This is a genomic window from Streptococcus sanguinis, from assembly GCF_020729765.1.
GTDB lineage: Bacteria > Bacillota > Bacilli > Lactobacillales > Streptococcaceae > Streptococcus > Streptococcus sanguinis_Q.
Genome location: NZ_JAJEPD010000051.1, coordinates 113,053 through 131,714, shown reverse-complemented (window position 1 = coordinate 131,714; position 18,662 = coordinate 113,053). Strand labels below are relative to the sequence as shown.

At 44.6% G+C, this 18,662-nt stretch carries 18 protein-coding genes and 1 pseudogene; 11 read left to right on the top strand and 8 right to left on the bottom strand.

What is annotated here, in order from left to right; translation table 11 throughout:
- The first annotated feature begins 186 nt into the window (after nucleotides 1-186).
- Complete coding sequence (locus tag K4H96_RS07540) at nucleotides 187-801, top strand: CPBP family intramembrane glutamic endopeptidase (protein ID WP_223337929.1); 615 nt, start codon at nucleotides 187-189, stop codon at nucleotides 799-801.
- Between the two features lie 113 nt (nucleotides 802-914).
- On the opposite strand, the gene K4H96_RS07535 is transcribed toward K4H96_RS07540, so the two are convergent.
- The 3 genes from K4H96_RS07535 to K4H96_RS07525 all read right to left on the bottom strand — a co-directional run bounded on the left by K4H96_RS07535 (nucleotide 915) and on the right by K4H96_RS07525 (nucleotide 2,547).
- Nucleotides 915-1,340, bottom strand: a complete 426-nt coding sequence (locus K4H96_RS07535) for an EVE domain-containing protein (RefSeq protein ID WP_011836390.1) — start codon at nucleotides 1,338-1,340, stop codon at nucleotides 915-917.
- Nucleotides 1,333-1,794: a MarR family winged helix-turn-helix transcriptional regulator gene (locus K4H96_RS07530; RefSeq protein WP_223337928.1), complete on the bottom strand. Its 462-nt coding sequence runs from the start codon at nucleotides 1,792-1,794 to the stop codon at nucleotides 1,333-1,335. Before K4H96_RS07530 ends, K4H96_RS07535 begins: the two co-directional genes overlap by 8 nt.
- 105 nt (nucleotides 1,795-1,899) lie before the next feature.
- The gene (locus K4H96_RS07525; protein ID WP_223337927.1) at nucleotides 1,900-2,547 is read right to left on the bottom strand and encodes a metal-dependent transcriptional regulator; all 648 of its coding nucleotides are present in this window, start codon (nucleotides 2,545-2,547) and stop codon (nucleotides 1,900-1,902) included.
- A 99-nt stretch (nucleotides 2,548-2,646) separates the two neighbouring features.
- Here K4H96_RS07525 and K4H96_RS07520 point away from each other — a divergent pair.
- From K4H96_RS07520 to K4H96_RS07505, 4 genes and pseudogenes are all read left to right on the top strand, one after another.
- Nucleotides 2,647-3,118: pseudogene (locus tag K4H96_RS07520) on the top strand (C39 family peptidase); the annotation flags it as partial.
- 7 nt (nucleotides 3,119-3,125) lie between these two features.
- Nucleotides 3,126-3,284 carry a hypothetical protein gene (locus K4H96_RS07515; RefSeq protein WP_227956447.1) on the top strand — a complete coding sequence of 53 codons (159 nt, stop codon included), beginning with the start codon at nucleotides 3,126-3,128 and terminating at the stop codon, nucleotides 3,282-3,284.
- A gap of 113 nt (nucleotides 3,285-3,397) precedes the next feature.
- Nucleotides 3,398-5,638: an SEC10/PgrA surface exclusion domain-containing protein gene (locus K4H96_RS07510; RefSeq protein ID WP_223337926.1), complete on the top strand. Its 2,241-nt coding sequence runs from the start codon at nucleotides 3,398-3,400 to the stop codon at nucleotides 5,636-5,638.
- 287 nt (nucleotides 5,639-5,925) lie between these two features.
- Entirely contained in the window at nucleotides 5,926-7,023 is a 1,098-nt protein-coding gene (locus tag K4H96_RS07505; protein ID WP_002907383.1) for a DUF3114 domain-containing protein, read from the top strand.
- Nucleotides 7,024-7,043: 20 nt separating this feature from the next.
- On the opposite strand, the gene tpx is transcribed toward K4H96_RS07505, so the two are convergent.
- The 4 genes from tpx to K4H96_RS07485 form a co-directional block, all read right to left on the bottom strand.
- Nucleotides 7,044-7,535 (bottom strand): thiol peroxidase, encoded by a 492-nt coding sequence (gene tpx / locus K4H96_RS07500; protein ID WP_002896683.1) that lies wholly within the window; start codon nucleotides 7,533-7,535, stop codon nucleotides 7,044-7,046.
- A gap of 151 nt (nucleotides 7,536-7,686) precedes the next feature.
- On the bottom strand, nucleotides 7,687-8,616 hold the full coding sequence (gene ssaB, locus K4H96_RS07495) for a metal ABC transporter substrate-binding lipoprotein/adhesin SsaB (RefSeq protein WP_223337925.1): 930 nt from the start codon (nucleotides 8,614-8,616) through the stop codon (nucleotides 7,687-7,689).
- 19 nt (nucleotides 8,617-8,635) lie between these two features.
- A complete protein-coding gene (locus tag K4H96_RS07490) occupies nucleotides 8,636-9,484 on the bottom strand; it encodes a metal ABC transporter permease (protein ID WP_032909605.1) in 849 nt (282 codons plus the stop codon).
- Nucleotide 9,485: 1 nt separating this feature from the next.
- Nucleotides 9,486-10,205, bottom strand: a complete 720-nt coding sequence (locus K4H96_RS07485; RefSeq protein ID WP_317628013.1) for a metal ABC transporter ATP-binding protein — start codon at nucleotides 10,203-10,205, stop codon at nucleotides 9,486-9,488.
- Between the two features lie 148 nt (nucleotides 10,206-10,353).
- On the opposite strand from K4H96_RS07485, the gene K4H96_RS07480 reads away from it, so the two are divergent.
- On the top strand, nucleotides 10,354-12,246 hold the full coding sequence (locus tag K4H96_RS07480) for a M13 family metallopeptidase (protein WP_223337922.1): 1,893 nt from the start codon (nucleotides 10,354-10,356) through the stop codon (nucleotides 12,244-12,246).
- Nucleotides 12,247-12,476: 230 nt separating this feature from the next.
- Complete coding sequence (locus K4H96_RS07475; RefSeq protein ID WP_049553223.1) at nucleotides 12,477-13,373, top strand: DUF7916 family protein; 897 nt, start codon at nucleotides 12,477-12,479, stop codon at nucleotides 13,371-13,373.
- An 89-nt stretch (nucleotides 13,374-13,462) separates the two neighbouring features.
- Here the strand turns inward: K4H96_RS07475 and K4H96_RS07470 are convergent, their stop codons facing one another.
- On the bottom strand, nucleotides 13,463-14,659 hold the full coding sequence (locus K4H96_RS07470; RefSeq protein WP_223337921.1) for an ROK family protein: 1,197 nt from the start codon (nucleotides 14,657-14,659) through the stop codon (nucleotides 13,463-13,465).
- A 204-nt stretch (nucleotides 14,660-14,863) separates the two neighbouring features.
- Between K4H96_RS07470 and K4H96_RS07465 the strand changes: the two genes are divergently transcribed.
- The 4 genes from K4H96_RS07465 to K4H96_RS07450 are packed head-to-tail and all read left to right on the top strand — an operon-like array spanning nucleotide 14,864 to nucleotide 18,653.
- Nucleotides 14,864-15,181 carry a PTS sugar transporter subunit IIB gene (locus K4H96_RS07465; protein ID WP_011836400.1) on the top strand — a complete coding sequence of 106 codons (318 nt, stop codon included), beginning with the start codon at nucleotides 14,864-14,866 and terminating at the stop codon, nucleotides 15,179-15,181.
- A gap of 8 nt (nucleotides 15,182-15,189) precedes the next feature.
- Nucleotides 15,190-15,507 (top strand): PTS lactose/cellobiose transporter subunit IIA, encoded by a 318-nt coding sequence (locus K4H96_RS07460; protein WP_002898520.1) that lies wholly within the window; start codon nucleotides 15,190-15,192, stop codon nucleotides 15,505-15,507.
- Nucleotides 15,508-15,512: 5 nt separating this feature from the next.
- A complete protein-coding gene (locus K4H96_RS07455) occupies nucleotides 15,513-16,874 on the top strand; it encodes a PTS sugar transporter subunit IIC (protein WP_002896670.1) in 1,362 nt (453 codons plus the stop codon).
- On the top strand, nucleotides 16,875-18,653 hold the full coding sequence (locus K4H96_RS07450) for a glycoside hydrolase family 35 protein (protein WP_223337920.1): 1,779 nt from the start codon (nucleotides 16,875-16,877) through the stop codon (nucleotides 18,651-18,653).
- The last annotated feature ends 9 nt before the right edge of the window (nucleotides 18,654-18,662 follow it).

The window sequence follows — 18,662 nt, the reverse complement described above, 5'->3', positions numbered from 1 at the left end:
AAGAGTTTTTGAGCATCATTTAGTCCAAAAATGATGAGCATARCAAACAAGTGGAAGTGGCGATAATCCTTGATTTGTTTATGTTTATGATTTCTTTTATTCTTTAGAAATATTTTAGAATTACTTTATAAATTTTTGAAGTTTGTCTTGTATAATCATATTAAAGAAAAGAAAGGAGTCTGTACCATGGGAAATCTAGTTCAACAGATGATCAATGCTCTGATTCAAATCGCTTTGTTTGCTTTGCTTCCTTTTGTTTGGTGGTTGATAGGCGCTAGAAGAAAAAGTTCATTTTTGGAATGGCTTGGCTTAAAACCACTAAAAGATACTGGTAGCCGGAAGATCTGGCTGTGGATTTTGCTGGGTTCGCTATCTTTCTTGCTTCTTTCGTTTTTGCTAGTATATCCTGCTGTAAAAAATCTGGATACAGCGACTTCGAATTTCTCAGGCCTAGGCTTCCAAGCCTTGCCAGCTGTTCTGATTTATGGTATTTTTCAAACTTCTCTGTCGGAAGAACTTCTATTCAGAGGTTTTCTTTTAAAGAGATTGGCTAGTCGCTTATCCTTTGTGGTAGCCAACACCATACAAGCTGCTCTTTTTGGTCTGCTCCATGGCTTAATGTCTATAACAGTGCTCCCTTGGCAGCAAACCCTGCTCATCATTTTGTGTACGGGTGGCATCGCGGCTTATATGGGCTTTGTCAATGAAAAGAAATCTGATGGCTCCATTTTAGCTAGCTGGATTATACATGCTTTAGTAAATGTGATTACGGGTAGTTTATTTGCTTTTATGCTGATTTGATAAATCGATAATTTCACTTCAAATCAAAAAGTTCCGATTTTCCTTGAGAATCGGAACTTTAGATTTAATGACAGGTGAGCAAAGGTTTAGGTGTAAGTCAAACGAAGCTGCTTCTACTGATTTGCAGGGCTGTCCAGTTTCATTTGCTCAAAAACATAAAGGAAGAAGTCCTTCGAAACTTCGAAATGTCCGTATCTTATCTGAGAAGCATATTGGCGCCACTGAGGATGCTGTCGGACTTGCTCAATAGGGCAGTCTTTGACAGGCTGGTAGTAGCTGACATCTCGCCGAAATGGGACAAAGCCTTCAAACATCTCTACTTGGTAAGCAGTGTCATCTAGAATCTTGCCAACTGCTGTAAAGGCCTGTAGCTTTTCCTGACCATTCAGCTGATACTTGGGGCTGTAGTACAGAAGATAGTCCCCCTTTTTCATTCGGTTCAATGGTGCTTTCTTTCCATGGCAGACTTGGCAAAATCCACCTTCTACACCTCTTAGTACATGTTCTTTTGATACGACACCAATCCAAAATCTAGTCATTTTCTGCCTCCAGTTTGATTAAGAGTTGGTTTAATGTTTCTGTATTATTTCCTAATTTTCCAAAGAACGCCTGATCAATGCCTTCTACTAGAGGGAGGGCTTGGTTGACCTTTTGCAGCCCCGTATCCGTTAGAAGTATGATGTTGGCGCGGCTGTCCTTGGGATGGACTTCCCGCATTATCAAACCTTTCTTGACCAAAAGGCGGATGATTTGGGATACGGTCATAACATCCATGTCAGAAAATCGGGCAATATCGGTTTGACTAACCCATTCTTGCTGACGCAGAAGCGCTGCAAGAGTGGTCAGAACGACAAACTGAGGATGGGTCAAATCAATCGTTCTCAGTTTGTTTTTTATCAGCCCATGCCACTTGTGATAGGTACGGATAAAGAGCAGACCGGTTGAGTTTTGATATTCATCCTTGTAGATGGAGTTAAACTGCGATTTTTCCATTAGCTTTCCCTCTAGATATTTTATAAGTACACTTATTGTAATCTGACATCTTATTTTTGTCAATAAAAAACCAGTTTAGACTAAAAAGTCCGAACTGGGTTCTGTTTATAGTTTTTCTACATAAATCTGTTGGGCAATCCTAGGATTGATTTGGATTTCTTGAGTTTCTGTCTTGAGAAGATAGACCTGAGCGAAAGAATCGTATTGGATGAAGGTGATGGTTTGGCCGATTTGCAGGTTATATTTTTCCAAGTATTTGAGCAAGTCAAAGTCATCGTGTACGCGTTTGATGATATAGTCGCCAGGGGCAGAAGCCTCTTCCAGAGTCAGTTGGTTTTCTTCGTCCAGAAGCTCTCCCTTGGCTGGAATGGTACCTCCGTGTGGACAGGTCTTGGGGTATTGGAGCATGGCATCCAGACGCTCAACGAAACGCTCAGAAACAGTGTGCTCTAGGACTTCGGCTTCCTCATGGATTTCATCAGTCGAGTAGCCGAGATGGTTGACCAGAAAGACTTCAATCAGTCGGTGCTTGCGATAGAGGTCAGAAACTAGCCTTAACCCCAAATCAGTCAGCAGGTAGCCGGCTTTTTTATCCTTGACCAGAAGTTCTTCCGCCAGCATTTTTTTCATCATTTCCGTCACAGCCGGAGGTGAAACCTGCATGAGCTGGGCGATTTCTTTATTGGTGATTTTTTTGTGGCGGCTGCCAATCTCATAGATACACTTGAGATAGTCTTCTTTATTTGGGGTCATCTTGCATCCTCGCTGAACTTTCTATCATTAGTATAACAAAAATCGCTGCAAGAATACAGCGTCTAAGCCTTTCTTTGATGTTTAGATTTTCTTCATTGTGATGGTCGCTGGGGCGGCAAGAAGTATGGTCCTTACAGCATGGATGCGACAGGATGCGTGCCGACAACGCTAGCCATGGTTATTTCTGGAATTACTGGGACAGAAGTGCTTCCAACAACCGTTGCGGATTACCTGTATATCCATACCAATGAATTTAATAAAGATGGATTTGGCACCAGCAGCCGTGGTATTGTCCGAGCTGCCCAGCACTGGGATCTGACGACTGAGACCCTGTTTACAGCTTCTGCAGGGGCATCATGTCCTAGGTGCCGTTGGTACTAGCATCTTTGCCCATTATCCAGTAACTCATGAGCTGGTTCTTAAAGGCTATGACAATGGAAAAACCTATGTCCGTGACCCTTATAATGCAGCTAATAATGGCTGGTACCCCGTAGACTATCTCTTTGGAGTCAAGAGTGTAGACCCAACGGATAATACAGAAGGCTCACCCTTTATTGCCATCAAAGGATAAGAAATTCGTGAATAAGAAGACCGCTCGTTGCTTGACGGGCGGTTTTCTGTATTCTATGACTAGTATGCTTGTACTCGTTCAAGAGTTTATCCTTGGCAAGGTCAGTAAGCGTAAAATTCATTATATGATTCTGGCCAGACACACAGGTTTTTTTGGAAGCGATTGAGACGAGATTCTATTTTTGGACATATTTGTGATAAATGTTCTTAAAAAAACATGTAAATAGTTTGACAAACAAAGCTTTTCTCATTATACTATTAACATATCAGGAGGAAAACCATGAAAAAAATCCAAAAACATGTCATTCTAGGTGCAGCAGTTCTTGCTAGTACTGGATTTGCTCACACTGTAGCTGCAGATACAACTCCAGTGGATGCAAAGGCCCCTGCAAACCAAGATAAGGCTCTATCTGCAAGTCCAGAAGCTCTTAAACAGCAGACTGAGCAGGTTAATCAAGCGAAAGCGTCTGTTGACCAAGCCAAAGAACAGGTTACAGCAGCTGAGACTAAGGTTGAAACAGCTAAGAAAGATAATACTGATACAAGTGCACAAAAAATTGCCGAAGCTCAAGCAGCTGTGACAGAAGCTGAGAAGAAAGTTGCTCCAGCGGAAAACGCGGCCAAGCAAGCCCAAGCAGCTCTTGATACAGCTAAAAAAGCAGAAAACACACAGGCAGCTGTAGCTCAGGATGCTCAAGCTCAAGCAGCTAAGGCACAAACCGAGACTGAAGCAGCTCAGGATGCTGTGAATGCAGCTCAAAAAGATGTGGACAACAAACTGGTGAGTGAAAAGGCAACGAAGGCCAAAGAAGAGCTTGACAAGGCACAAAAGAACCTGGATTCTTACCAAGACCAGTTGAAGACTGCTGAAGCGGAAGATGCCAAACGCCAAGCAGTGATTGATCAAGCCCAGGCTGATATCAAAGCAGCACAAGCAGAAATCAAGGAAAAAGAAGCGAAACTTTCGTCTCAAGATCAGGTTCACAATACTTTTACCCTATCGCAAGCTTATATAAATGCAATTAAAAGTAACAATATCAACGGTACAGCTAAATTAACATCTGAGGCACAAGAAACACTTGCTAAAGAAGCAGCTACCCTAAAATCTAGCAACAATTATATTGGTAGTCAAAAAGATACGCAACGCATGGTTAACATTAATGCTATTCCAAATGATGTTCTGATGGAATTGAACTATTATGCACAAGATTTGATTAATCAAATCCGTAGGCAAGCAGGAACAGCACCAGTAACATTAACACAAAATAGTATTGACTATGCAACAGCTCTAAGCCAAGCAGCCCGTGAACAAAAATATAAATACCAATCAAAAGAACCTATAACTTCACAAGTAGATGTTCCAAGAAGTGTGGTTGCTAAATTTGGACTGGATCAGTTTGGTCATAGAGTATCAGGAACTAACGAACTCGGCCCTTATCCTATTCTTGCTAGCCAAGAGAATGTCTCTGTTGACTATTTAAAAAAGGCAATTTACGATGATATCAAATTCCAACTGTTTGATTTAGGAGATAGCAGTGCGTATAGGGAGAGAGGGACTATCTATGCCCAAAAGGTAGTGGGGCATCTTGATAATCAAAAGAAAGGTGCATATGTTGCTGTTAACTTTAGCAACAACGGCATTATTAACCGAATTAACTTCCTTCTTTTCCCAAATAATGACGGTGATATTAAAGATCCTTCCAAAATAACACCAGCCTTAATCAATCCAAATGCCAATAATCAAGAAGCAGACGCTGCTCGTAAAGATTTGGCGGCTTCACAAGCTAAGTTGGATGCTGCTCAACGCACGTTGACAAATGCTCAGAACAAGCAGGAGACAGCCCCATTACTGCGTGAGGTTGTGAAAACTGCTAAGGACAAGTTAGCCAAGGCGGAACGTACTTACCAAGCTGAACTCGAAAATAGCAAGAATTCGGCTTCTGAAGAAACCAAGGCTAAGCTTGCAGTTTTAGCTAAAGCTCAAGCAAGCTTGAAAGAAAAAGAAGCAGCCCAAGCAAGTGCGCAAAAAACAGCTGAGGGAGCTAATGCCAAGCTTGCTGAATTGAAAGCAGCTACAGCGACCGCTCAAGAAAAGGCAACTGCTGCGGCTATAGCTCTGGAAGAGGCTCAACGCGCTGTTCAAGCTGCTAAAGACTATGTTACTCGCTTGCAAAACGCCCCTGCTCTTCTAAAAGAAGCAGAAGCAGCTCTCAATGATGCTAAAGCAAACTTGGCAAGTAAGGAAGAAACATATAGAGTCGAAAATGCCAAACTTGAAGCTTTGAAAGCAGCTCTTGCAGCCCTTGAGACAGACGACCCAACCAACCTCGTTTCTAAGAATGAGCGAAAGGTTCTGAAAGTCACTACAACGGGAGTGAAGAACGGAAAGAAACCAGTTCAGACCTATCAGGCTCCGGCAGCTCTTCCAAAAACAGGTTCTGCTGAATCATCTCTAGCACTTGCAGGATTGGGATTGCTCTCTATGCTGGGACTGGTTTTTGCAAAACGCCGTAAAGCTTAAGAGCATTTATCGATAAAATCAAATTCTAGATGAATTGTCTAATCGGTGAAAAGTTGGACGACTCATTTCAATAAAACTCATACTGAGAGAGGACCAGTTTGGTCTTCTCTTTATTTATTGAGTGATTTGTTAAGAACATCTTTATTGTTAGCACTCCAAGGGTTCATATTTTGTTCTTTGTTATCATGTGAGTTTGTGATAAAATCTAATTGTTCTATGTAGATTAGATTTTTTATTATAATCCCTACAGTTTTGAACTATTAGAGCTAACAGAAAGGAGGGAAGCCATGTATCCGAAAGAAGGGAAAGAACATCTCTTTCAGCAATTGCAATCAATCGGCTGGTCTCAGGTAGCACTGGAACAAGTTTTTGCAGAGATTAGTGTGCAAGGGAAAACAGTGCCAGAAGAAGGATATTACCTGCAGGAGGCTCAGCTTTTTGGCAGTCCCTTTTTTCAAGATCTTTGGCTGGCTGAGGATGCTCAGAACAGCAGGTTAGGAGCTCAGGAGCTGCTGGTTCTGGCTATGAATCTTGTTAATATGCCTGAGGAGCTGAGTGGAGATAAGGCAGAGACGGATCTTTTACTGGCTCGGATTGCTCCAAACCTAACACCTCATGATGGCTTTTGGAAAATTTTCTCAAGGACCTTGCGCCAGGCTTTTCCAGCAGATGATTTCAGCCAAAGGGATGGCAATCAAAAGCTTAAAAGACAGCTACATCAGTTTCGCTATGTCATTTCCTGCCAGCAGGCCCAGTGGGTCAGAGATCACTACCGTCAGACTGGTATGACAGATGCAGAAGCCTTGGCCTCCTATCTAAAGGATTGGTCTGCGCTGCCTTATAGCTTTCAAGAATCCTCTCGCTTGCACAATAAAGCCCATATTGATAAGAGGTCAGAGCAAGCTATCTATCCGGATGGTCAAGCAAGTCAGGCTAATATAAAAATCCTGATTGATTTTCATACAGAGTTTATTTTGGATCAGACAGGTCGTTTTCTCAATATTATCGATCCAGAGAGGGCTAGCCAAAATGGTATTGTGAATGGCGCCAGCTTTAACTATGGTGAGCATAACCGGCCGGGCAATCAGGCTTCTCATACTCGCTATGATGTCAAAACGCCTGCAGTTTGGGATCCTCGCTTTCGCAGGCTTGGCATTGAAAATGGTGGCCGCAAGTTCAAATCACCTCAGAATAATCGTGGTCCGCTGGGCTATCGTTCGGCTAAGAGCCCTTATGCTCGAAAGGGGCGGAGTGCTTATAAACAGGTAAAGGCAGAGATTGCTCGGTTCAAGAAATTACTGAATCGACCATCCTTTCTCTTGCGTTCTTGGGCTTGGTTCCGTCAGTTTTGGCAGAAGTTTTTTGTACAAAAAAATACGGACTAGCAAATCCGTATTTTTATCTCTTACAAGCTCTTAACTGCGGCGATAGCTGCTTCGAAGTCAGGCTCGGTATTGATATTGTCGACATATTCAGCGTAGGTCACAGTGTTATTTTCATCCAGAACTAGAACTGCGCGAGCCAAAAGGTGCCATTCATTGATGAGGACAGCATAGTCACGGCCGAAAGAATGGTCGAAGTAGTCAGAGAGCATGACAGCATTCTCAATGCCTTCAGCAGCACACCACTTGCCTTGAGCAAAAGGCAAATCAACTGAAACCGTGATAACAACGGTATTGTCCAAGTCAGAGAGTTCTTGGTTAAAACGACGAGTCTGAGTCGAGCAGACACCAGTATCGATAGATGGGATGATGCTCAGGACTTTCTTTTTGCCAGCAAAATCAGCCAGAGTTTTCTTTGAAAGGTCAGTTGCTGTCAGGCTAAAATCGTGTGCGGTGTCGCCGACTTGCAGTTGCTTTCCAGTAAAGGTTACAGGATTTCCGAGAAAAGTTGTCATAAGGAGTCTCCATTCATATTTGATAGCTTCATTGTACAGCGAATAGTGATTTTTTTCGAATAATTTGACTGGAAATTTGAAATTGACTCCATGTGAAGCTCCTTCTCCAAAAATAAAGAGGTTAGGATTTTGTCTTCCTAACCTTTTATCATTATTTGGCCAAGCCTTCAGAAATTTTATCTAGATTGTATTTCATCATGCTGTAGTAGCTGTCGCCTTCTTCACCTTCGTCAGCGATTGAGTCGGTAAAGATTTTGGCATAGATTGGGATGTTGGTGTCCTTAGAAACGGTCTTCATCGGACGGTCGTCCACACTTGATTCGACAAAGAGAGATGGCACTTTGGTCTTGCGTAGTTTTTCAACTAAGCTTTTGATTTGGTCTGGAGTTCCTTCTTCTTCGGTGTTGATTTCCCAGATGTAGGCTGATGGCACATTGTAGGCCTTAGAGAAGTACTTGAAGCAGCCTTCGCTGGTCACAATCATTTTCTTTTCTTCTGGGATGTTGTTGAATTTCTCCTTGGCCTCCTTATCCAAAGCGGTTAGCTTTTCCACATAGGCTTTGAGATTTTTCTCGTAAGTGGCCTTATTGTCAGGGTCTTTTTCAATCAAACGTTTGGCAATGTTTTGCGCATAGATAATGCCGTTTTCCAAATTGAGCCAAGCATGGGGGTCTTCCTTACCCTTTTCACTTTGCCCTTCAAGGTAAATGACGTCAACGCCATCGCTGACAGCATAGTAGTCCTTGTTTTCTTTCTTATTGGCATTTTTGACCAACTTGGTAAACCAAGCATTGCCGCCGGTTTCCAGGTTGATACCGTTGTAGAAGATGAGGTCGGCTTGAGAAGTCTTTTTGACATCTTCAGGCAGGGGCTCGTATTCGTGAGGGTCTTTGCCGACTGGTACAATGCTGTGCAGGTCAATCTTATCGCCAGCTATATTTTTGGTAATATCAGCGATAATTGAGTTGGTCGCAACAACCTTGAGCTTGGACGAGTCACTGGATGCCTTCTTCTGACCGGAGCAGGCAAAGAGAGTGCAGACCGCTAGCAAAAGCAGGGATAAAAAACCTAATTTTTTCATGGGAGTCCTCCATTGATTTTTATTTTAGTTTAGGTCGGTTTTTAAGTTTTAAATAGCGTTGCTTAGGGGCAATAAAGAAAGAGATGAGAAAGATGAGAGCCGAGGTCAGGACAATGCTGGATCCTGCAGCGACATTAAAGCTGTAGCCGATAAAGAGTCCCAGTACAGAAGCCAGAGCTCCCAGCCCTGAGGACAGCAGAATCATAGTTTTCAGACTGTTGGCATAGAGGTAGGCCGTTGCTGCCGGCGTTATCAAGAGAGCGACAATCAGAATGGTTCCCACGCTCTGCATGGCTGTCACAGAGACCAAAGTCAAGAGAATCATCAGCAGATAGTGATAGAAGCTGACTGGCATGCCCATGGCCTGAGCCAGCAGTGGATCAAAGGAAGTAATCAATAGCTGCTTGAAAAAGAGTATGATGATTAAGAGCACAGCTATTCCGACTCCGATACTAATCCACATATCAATATCCTGCACGGCCAAAATATTCCCAAAGAGAATATGAAAGAGGTCTGTGGAGCTATTGGCAACGCCTATCAGAATCACACCCAGAGCTAGGAAGGAAGAAAAGGTAATCCCAATGGCCGTATCGCTTTTGATAATGGAATTGCCCTTGATGTAAGTGATAATAATCGATGCCAAAAGTCCGAAAGTGATGGCTCCGATAAAGAAATTAATCCCTAAAATGTAGGACAGGGCCACACCGGGCAGAACCGCGTGAGAGATAGCATCCCCCATGAGCGACATGCCGCGCAGAATGATAAAGCAGCCGACAGCTCCAGCAACAATCCCAATGACGATGGCTGTGATGAGGGCATTTTGCAGAAAGTGAAAGTCCCGCAGCCCTTGGAAGAATTCTAAAATCATTCTAGTCACCTCCATTCATAAAGAGCTGGGAGCCGTAAGTCTTTTTCATATTGTCCTTGGTAAAGCTGGTCTCGGTAGGGCCAAAGGCAATCAGCTCACGATTGAGCAGGATAACTTGGTCGAAATAATCAACTACCTTACTCAGATCATGGTGGACAATCAGGATAATCTTGCCTGCAGCTTTGAGACTGCGCAGTGTAGACATGATAATCTCTTCACTGACAGAGTCAATCCCGACGAAGGGTTCGTCCAAAAAGATACAATCCGCCTCTTGAACCAAGCAGCGAGCAATCAAGACCCGCTGGAATTGGCCGCCGGACAGCTGGCTAATCTGCCGCTCTGCCAAGTCTTCTAAACCGACAATTTTCAAGGCCTCAGCCACCTTTTTCCAATGGGAATTCTTTAGCCCCTGAAAAAGCTTGAGCTGAGGGTAAAGTCCCAAAGAGACACACTCTTTGACTTTGATAGGAAAATGATAATCAATATTGATCTTTTGCTCTACATAGGCAACCCGCTGGAGAGAGTTCTGCAGTGGCTTTTGATCCAGCAGAGTCTGGCCTTGGTGGTCAATAATCCCTAGCATGCCCTTGAGCAGGGTGGATTTTCCGGCTCCGTTAGGACCAATAATCCCAGTAATGGTTGGCTCCTTAATGGTTAATGAAAGGGGCTCAAGAGCCAGCGTATCCTGATAGCTGACAGTCAAGTATTTAATCGTAATCATCTCATACACCTCTACAAGATTAATATACATTAAAACAAAAATTAAGTCAAGTTAATTTTATAAATTTTATAAAATTAATATAAGAAATGTTTGAAAAAACAAGTAGATTTTGATAAGGTTATATCAAAAGCATGAAAGCGAGAAGAAGATGACACGACTACAAGATGATTTCTATGATGCGATTAATGGTGAGTGGGCCAAGACGGCGGTCATTCCTGATGATAAGCCAGTGACGGGCGGCTTCATGGATCTGGCAGATGAGATTGAAGATCTTATGCTTGCCACGACCGACAAATGGTTGGCTGGCGATGGAGTGCCAGAAGATGCCATTCTGCAGAACTTTGTTGCTTACCACCGCTTGGCAGCGGATTATGATAAACGGGAAGCGGCTGGGATTGAGCCTGCGCGTGCTTACATTGATGAAATTCGCAACCTAACATCTTTTGAAGACTATGCTTCTAAGATTGCTGACTTCGAGCTGGCTGGTAAGCCGACTTATTTCCCCTTTGGTGTGGCGCCTGACTTTATGGATGCCCGTATCAATGTTCTCTGGGCAGACGGACCGGGAACCATTTTGCCAGACACGACCTACTATGTGGAGGACCATCCGCAGAAGGCGGACCTCCTTGCGAAATGGCGCAAGGCTCAGGAAGATTTGCTGGCAAAATTTGACTTTGCGGAAGAGGAAATCAAGGATCTTCTGGACAAGATCTTGGAGCTGGATGCTGTTTTTGCTCAGTATGTTCTGTCTAGTGAAGAAAGCTCTGAGTACGCTAAGCTCTACCATCCTTATAAGTGGGATAATTTCAAAGCCTTGGTACCAGAGTTGCCTCTGGCGGATATTTTCACCAAGTTAATCGGTCAAGAACCCGACCAGGTCATTGTGCCTGAGGAACGCTTCTGGAAAGCAGCTAAGGATATCTATACAGCTGCTAACTGGGATAAACTCCATGCTCTGCTGATTCTCTCTGCGGTCCGCAATACGACCCCTTATCTAACGGATGACATCCGTGTCTTAGCAGGAGCTTATCATCGTGCTCTATCAGGGACTCCTCAGGCTCAGGACAAGGAAAAAGCAGCCTTTTACCTGGCCCAAGGTCCCTTTAATCAAGCTGTCGGTCTCTGGTATGCCGGTCAGAAGTTCTCGCCAGAAGCCAAGGCTGATGTGGAGCAGAAAGTGGCGACGATGATTGAAGTTTACAAAAATCGCCTGGCCCAGAATGACTGGCTGACACCAGAAACTAGGGACAAGGCCATTGTCAAACTCAATGTCATCAAGCCTTATATTGGCTATCCTGACGAGCTGCCTGAGCGCTACACTCGAAAGGTCGTCGATGAAAAGCTAACTCTCTTTGAAAATGCTCAGAAGCTGAGCCAGATTGATATTGCTTACAGCTGGAGCAAGTGGAATCAACCAGTGGACTACAAGGAATGGGGAATGCCAGCCCATATGGTCAATGCCTACTATAATCCACAGAAAAACCTGATTGTCTTTCCAGCAGCGATCCTGCAGGCGCCTTTCTATGACCTGCACCAATCCTCATCAGCCAATTACGGTGGTATCGGAGCGGTCATCGCCCATGAGATTTCTCATGCTTTTGATACCAATGGCGCTTCCTTTGATGAAAATGGCAGTCTTAATAATTGGTGGACGGAGCACGACTATCAAGCCTTTACCGAGCGGACTCAAAAGGTCATTGACCAGTTCGAAGGCCAGGATTCCTATGGTGCTAAGGTCAATGGCAAGCTGACCGTTTCAGAAAACGTGGCAGATTTGGGCGGCATTGCAGCAGCCCTAGAAGCAGCTAAGAAAGAAGCAGATTTCTCTGCTGAGGAATTCTTTACCAACTTTGCCCGCATCTGGCGAATGAAGGGCCGGGAGGAATATATGAAGCTCCTGGCAAGCGTCGATGTCCATGCTCCAGCCAAACTTCGTACTAATGTGCAGTTGCCAAACTTTGACGACTTCTTTACAACCTTTGATGTGAAAGAGGGAGATGGCATGTGGCGGAGCCCAGAAGAGCGGGTGGTCATCTGGTGATGCAGAGATAAGAGTACTTATCGAATCCTGCTCAAATCAAAAATAATCGAGTTCGTTTCAATGGTCTGCTTTTGTTTGTGAAAGCAGGCTATTTTGTCAAAGAATTTATAAAGCGTTTACATTTCCATGACCTTGTGCTATACTGTAGTTGATAACAAAAAAACAAAATATCCAAATAGAATAGATTTCAAAGTGTTTATTAATGAATAATAAAGAAAAGAGATATTCTTATGGTAAAACGATTCATTAGTTCAAATGCTTCAGAAATTTTAAGTATGACTGCGCCGGAGCTGAAACAGAGCATCAAGGCCAGTGAGGGCCGCGTTATCCTGTCTGAAAACGTGGCTTTTAAAGAATCTTATATCGGTGATGTGACCAATGCAGAGATTGCTCGGTCTTTTGGTGCTGACTTGATTCTGCTGAATGGGATTGATATCTTCCAGCCTTTTGTGGCTGGTCTGGATGCCAAGGAAGATTTTGTTAAGGAGCTGCACCGCTTGGTGGGCCGTCCTATCGGTATCAATCTAGAGCCGGTGGACAGTCAGGCCCAGATGGCAGGAGAACGCCTAATCATCGATGAGGGGCGTCAGGCTAGTCTAGCGACCATTCAGCGAGCAGAAGAGTTGGGCGTTGACTTTATCTGCCTGACGGGTAATCCGGGAACTGGTGTCACCAATCAAGCCATTATTGACACCATTCGAGTGGTCAAGGAGAATTTTTCAGGCCTCCTGATTGCAGGCAAAATGCATGCTTCGGGTGTGGATGAGCCGGTAGCAGACCTAGAAGCAATCGCTCAATTTATTGAAGCTGGTGTTGATATTGTCCTAGCACCGGCAGTCGGCAGTGTGCCGGGCTTTGACGAGCAGGACTTGAAGCAGATTGTCCGACTGGCCCATCAAAAGGGGGCTCTGGTTATGAGTGCGATCGGTACCAGCCAGGAGAGTGCTGATGAGGATATTGTCAAGCAAATGGCTATCCGCAACAAAATCTGCGGTGTAGATATCCAGCATATCGGAGATTCAGGCTACGGCTGTCTGGCTCCGGTTGAAAATATCTTTGCCATGAGTAAGGCTCTCAGAGGACAGCGCCACACCATTTCCATGATTTCGCGTTCGATTAATAGATAGTAAAATGAGATAGACTTTTAAGGGGGAAGCTCCTAGAAAGCCTATCTCTATTTTTTATAAAAGAAAGACCGAGATTCTTGTCTCGGCCTTTATAGGTTTCCTTTTTTATCTAAAAATTCATGATAGACACAGAGACTGACTGCAGAGCGGGCAATGCTGTATTTAGAGTAAGGGATAATGACAATCTCTGCTTGTTTTTGCTTTGGAAAGAGAGGTACTTCCTGCTCTAACTGAGCCAGAACCTGCTCGGCAATCACCGGATAGGAAAAGAGCTGGCCGTCCAGATAAATCCTTTCGCTATCAATAAGCTGGCAGAGGTTGGAAATGGAAATGGCCAGATAGCGGCAGGCAGTATGAATCAACTCAATACTGCCCAAGTCTCCTAAGCGATAGGCGGTCATCAGACTTGTCAAATCAATGTCATTGACGTCCTCTACAAGGGTCTTTAAGAGCGAGGTCTGGGAAGCCCGATACAGGATAGTTGCTTTATCAATCAGAGCACTCTCGCTGGCATAAACCTGCAGGCAGCCGTGCTTGCCGCAAGGACAGCGCTCGCCTTCAGGATTGATGACGGTATGCCCCACCTCCCCGATAAGATAATTCTCCTGACTGTAAATGCTGCCCTTGTACATGTAAGAGCAATGAATACCTCTGGCGACATGATAGACGATAAAATTACTGTCTGTCGGATGATAGCTAAAGAGGCGTTCAGCCAGTGTCAGACAGTGGGACTTATTGGCAAAGTAGACAGGGAGTTCAAAGGCTTCTTGAATAGTCCGCAGGTTAATCTGTCCCCAGTGGGGATTTTTAGAAATGATAAAATCACTCTCAGAGAGATTCACATGCCCCGGCAACCCGAGGGCAATCGCTGAGATGGGGTATTGGCTGTTCTTTTTCAGAAAATCTTGAATCAGTCGGATGATTTCCTGGTCAGACGGGCCGCCTGTCACCTCGATCTGATAAGTCCGAATATTGCTTTCTACAATCTCACCGGTATTGTCAGCGATGACCATGGCCAGCTGTTTTTCAGAAATCTCAAAACCCAGATAGTAGCGGCTATGAGGTGCAATATCCAGTAGAGTTTTTTTGCGGCCTACGCTCTCGTCATTGAGCTCGCCCAGCTCCAGTACCAAGCCTTCCTTGATCAGTTCATTGATGATGCTGCCAGTCGTGGCTGGTGTAATCTGAGTTTCTTTTGAAATATCAATCCGGGAAATCGGTCGTTTGGCGTAGAGCTGATCCAGAACAGTTGCCCTTAGCTCGTTTTGTTTTCTAGTTCGTGTCATCTTGTTTCCTCTGCTGCTATACTATCAAAAAAAGCTATAAATCTCAAATGTAAGCGTTGACATAGTACAAAAAAATAGTTATAATGTTTATAGAATATTAATAACATAGTGAAAAATATTCTGTTTTTGGATTTTTGTTTATATATTGAAAATAAATAGCAAGCGTCGTTGCAGGCTAGGTCAGATTCATAAAGGAGGATGCTGATGGAAACAAAACAAATTATGTTAGTCTGTGCGGCTGGGATGAGCACCAGTCTCATGGTCAATAAAATGCAGAAAGCTGCAGAGGAGCGCGGCTTGGCTGCGACGATATTTGCGGTGCCAGTGTCAGAAGCAGAAGACTATCTAAGCGAGAAAAAGGTTGATGTCCTGTTGCTGGGACCTCAGGTCCGCTATCTGTTGGAGGATTTACAGGAAAAATTAGCTTCAAAAGGCATTCCGGTCGATGTCATTCCTATGACGGACTACGGAATGATGAAGGGGGATAAGGTCCTGGAGCTGGCAGAGTCGCTCATGAAGTAGGTACTCCTATGGAAAATAAAGATTCCTTAGAGGTCGCTATGACCCTCATTATGTATGGCGGAGAGGCCAAGTCTTGTGCTATCGAAGCCATTGCAGCAGCTAAAAAGCAGGATTTTGACCGAGCTCAGGAGAGGCTGAGTCAGGCTCAGAAGGCCCTGCTGCAAGCCCATCACGCTCAAGCTGAAATGCTGAGCAAGGAGGCACAAGGAGAGAAGACAGAACTTAGTTTATTTATGGTGCATGGGCAGGATCATCTCATGACCAGTATCGCCTTTGTTGATTTGGCAAAGGAGATTGTTGATTTGCATAAAAAATTTGATGAATAGGAGAAATGCAGATGAGTAGTTTGGTTGATAAATGGCAAGCGCGTCTCATGCCTATTGCCAATAAAATCGGCAACCAAAAATTTCTGGTTGCCCTGCGGGATTCCTTTATTGGGACCATGCCTGTGATTATGACGGGCTCTTTCGCCCTCATGGTAAATGCCTTTCTATCTGACTTGCCAGGACAGTTCGGCTGGACCTGGATTTCCTCTACCTTCCAGTGGCTGATTGATATTAACTGGCTGGTATTTAAGGGCAGTATTCCTATCGTTACTCTCTTGTTCCTCTTTACTTTCGGGGTCAATATCGCTAAGATTTACAATACTGATAAGGTATCTGCTGGTCTGGTAGCAGTTGCTTCCTATATCATTACCATTGGTGGATCAGTTACTAAAACCTTTGAGTTGGCTGGCAAAACACCGGGGCTGAGCAAGGCGATTTCAAAACTTCCAGAGCTAAAACTTGACGGCAGTAACCTGTCTGTGACGATTAACAGTGTCATTCCAGGTGACCAGATTAGTGCGCGTGGCTACTTTACTGCTATTCTGATTGGCTTTGTATCTGTCATCATCTTTTGTAAGGTCATGAATCGTAACTGGACGATCAAACTTCCAGATTCCGTTCCGCCAGCTATCATGAAGCCGTTCCTGTCTATCATTCCGGCTGCGATTGCCATGTATGTCGTGGGGATTGCGACCTACCTCTTTAATCTGGTGACAGGCGAGCTGTTGATTGACTGGATTTACAAGATTCTTCAGGCACCGCTTCTCAGCTTGTCTCAAAGTTTCTGGGCTGTGCTGCTCATTGTCTTTCTCAATAAGATTTTCTGGTTCTTCGGACTGCACGGTGGTAATGTGCTGGCGCCAGTTATGGCCAGTCTCTTTGGTGTGACCATGCTGGCCAATCTGGAAGCTTATCAGGCTGGGCATGCGATTCCTTACATGTGGACGGATAATTCTTTCGGTGCTTTTGTCTGGTTTGATGCGATTGGTGTTGCCATTGCCATTCTCTGGCAATCTCGGAACAAGCACTATCGCGAAGTGGCTAAGTTGGGAATTTTCCCAATGGTCTTCAACATCGGTGAGCCAGTCATGTACGGCCTGCCAATCGTTTTGAATCCAATTATGTTTATTCCATACGTCCTGACGCCAATGGTCATGGTAACAGTAGCCTACTTTGCAACCTCTATGGGCTTGGTTGCGCCGGTTACTCAAAACGTCACCTGGGTCATGCCGCCGATTCTCTACGGTTTCTTTGCGACAGCCTTCGACTGGCGGGCAATTATTCTTTCGCTGGTTAATATCGCTATTTCAACCGCTATATATCTGCCCTTTGTCAAGATGGCAGATAAACAGGAGGAGCTTGGATAGATGGCAAAATTTGAAATTAAAGAAGAATTTTACTTGGATGGCAAGCCTTTTAAGATTTTATCGGGAGCTATTCAGTATTTCCGGCTCCATCCAGACCAGTGGCGAGATACCCTTTACAATCTCAAAGCTTTAGGCTTTAATACGGTAGAAACCTATATTCCTTGGGCATTGCATGAGCCTCAGGAAGGTCAGTTTAAGGCAGAGGGCATGCTGGATTTTGAAGCATACTTCAAGTTGGTTGAGGAGATGGGGCTTTATCTCATTGTCCGTCCGACACCTTACATCTGTGCAGAGTTTGACTTTGGCGGCTTGCCGGCTTGGCTCTTGAGATATCCTTCGATGCGCCTGCGGGTCAATCATCCGCTTTTTCTGGAAAAGGTCAGTCATTTTTATGACTGGCTCTTTCCCAAGCTTCTGCCCTATCAGAGTGATCAAGGCGGCCCTATCCTCATGATGCAGGTGGAAAATGAATACGGGTCTTATGCCGAGGACAAGGCCTACATGCGCAGCATTGCGCAGATGATGAAGGTTCGTGGCGTTACGGTTCCCCTCTTTACTTCTGATGGGACATGGATAGAGGCTTTGGAGTCTGGAACTTTGATTGAGGATGATATTTTTGTGACGGGGAATTTTGGCTCTCAACCCAAGGAAAATACAGACAATCTGCGAGCTTTCATGGAGCGCTATGGCAAGAAATGGCCACTTATGTGTACCGAGTTTTGGGATGGCTGGTTCAGCCGCTGGAGCGAGGAAATCGTTCGGCGAGAGGCAGAAGATTTGGCTCAGGATGTCAAAGAAATGCTGCAGCTAGGCAGCATGAACCTTTTCCTATTGAGAGGTGGGACCAATTTTGGCTTTATCAGTGGCTGTTCAGCCCGCAAGACCAAGGATTTGCCACAGATTACCTCCTATGATTTTGACGCACCTATTACTGAGTGGGGGCAGCCAACAGAGAAATACTACGCTGTTCAGCGGGTGACCCACGAGGTCTTTCCAGAGCTTGAGCAGATGGAGCCTATTAGCCGACAGGCCAAGGCCTATGGCAGTTTTCCGTTGCTAGGTACTGCAAACCTGCTGGATGTGGCAGCGGATATCACAGAGGAAATTTTGCTGGATTATCCGCAGCCTATGGAGCAGATTGGGCAGAATTATGGCTATATCCTCTACCGTTCCGATATCAAAAATCAATACCATGAGGAAAGGCTCAAGGCCTTGGAGACTCATGACCGCTGCCATTTCTATGTCAATCAGGAGCACCTAGCTACCCAGTATCGGGAAGAAATCGGTGATGAGATGCTCTTCTCAGCTGACACCGAGCGAATTCAGATTGATGTGCTGGTGGAAAATATGGGGCGTGTAAACTATGGTTACAAGCTGGGCGCACCTAGTCAATCCAAGGGAGTCAAGGGGGGTATCATGATTAACCACCAGTTCCGCAAGGGCTGGAAGCATTATGCGCTTAAGTTTGACCAGGAAATGCTGGCCAAGTTAGACTGCTACTCAGATCCACCGGAAAAAGTCAAAGCACCGACCTTCTATCGCTTTGAAGCAGAGTTGGATGATATCGCTGATACCTTCATCGACTGCTCTAAGTATGGGAAGGGCTGTATTTCGGTCAACGGCTTCAACCTAGGCCGCTACTGGAATGAAGGGCCGATTCACTATCTCTATGTGCCGTCTAGCCTGCTTAAGGAAAAGAATGAATTTATCGTCTTTGAAACTGAAAATGTCAAGATTGAAGAGTTGACCTTGCTTGACCATCCAGTCTATAAGAAATGAGGTGTTGCG

Excerpts from the sequence above, each read along its gene's own strand:
- K4H96_RS07540 (WP_223337929.1), top strand. The coding sequence starts at position 187 with ATGGGAAATCTAGTTCAACAGATGATCAATGCTCTGATTCAAATCGCT.
- K4H96_RS07535 (WP_011836390.1), bottom strand. The coding sequence starts at position 1,340 with ATGACTAGATTTTGGATTGGTGTCGTATCAAAAGAACATGTACTAAGA.
- K4H96_RS07530 (WP_223337928.1), bottom strand. The coding sequence starts at position 1,794 with ATGGAAAAATCGCAGTTTAACTCCATCTACAAGGATGAATATCAAAAC.
- K4H96_RS07525 (WP_223337927.1), bottom strand. The coding sequence starts at position 2,547 with ATGACCCCAAATAAAGAAGACTATCTCAAGTGTATCTATGAGATTGGC.
- K4H96_RS07510 (WP_223337926.1), top strand. The coding sequence starts at position 3,398 with ATGAAAAAAATCCAAAAACATGTCATTCTAGGTGCAGCAGTTCTTGCT.
- K4H96_RS07505 (WP_002907383.1), top strand. The coding sequence starts at position 5,926 with ATGTATCCGAAAGAAGGGAAAGAACATCTCTTTCAGCAATTGCAATCA.
- tpx (WP_002896683.1), bottom strand. The coding sequence starts at position 7,535 with ATGACAACTTTTCTCGGAAATCCTGTAACCTTTACTGGAAAGCAACTG.
- ssaB (WP_223337925.1), bottom strand. The coding sequence starts at position 8,616 with ATGAAAAAATTAGGTTTTTTATCCCTGCTTTTGCTAGCGGTCTGCACT.
- K4H96_RS07490 (WP_032909605.1), bottom strand. The coding sequence starts at position 9,484 with ATGATTTTAGAATTCTTCCAAGGGCTGCGGGACTTTCACTTTCTGCAA.
- K4H96_RS07485 (WP_317628013.1), bottom strand. The coding sequence starts at position 10,205 with ATGATTACGATTAAATACTTGACTGTCAGCTATCAGGATACGCTGGCT.
- K4H96_RS07480 (WP_223337922.1), top strand. The coding sequence starts at position 10,354 with ATGACACGACTACAAGATGATTTCTATGATGCGATTAATGGTGAGTGG.
- K4H96_RS07475 (WP_049553223.1), top strand. The coding sequence starts at position 12,477 with ATGGTAAAACGATTCATTAGTTCAAATGCTTCAGAAATTTTAAGTATG.
- K4H96_RS07470 (WP_223337921.1), bottom strand. The coding sequence starts at position 14,659 with ATGACACGAACTAGAAAACAAAACGAGCTAAGGGCAACTGTTCTGGAT.
- K4H96_RS07465 (WP_011836400.1), top strand. The coding sequence starts at position 14,864 with ATGGAAACAAAACAAATTATGTTAGTCTGTGCGGCTGGGATGAGCACC.
- K4H96_RS07460 (WP_002898520.1), top strand. The coding sequence starts at position 15,190 with ATGGAAAATAAAGATTCCTTAGAGGTCGCTATGACCCTCATTATGTAT.
- K4H96_RS07455 (WP_002896670.1), top strand. The coding sequence starts at position 15,513 with ATGCAGATGAGTAGTTTGGTTGATAAATGGCAAGCGCGTCTCATGCCT.
- K4H96_RS07450 (WP_223337920.1), top strand. The coding sequence starts at position 16,875 with ATGGCAAAATTTGAAATTAAAGAAGAATTTTACTTGGATGGCAAGCCT.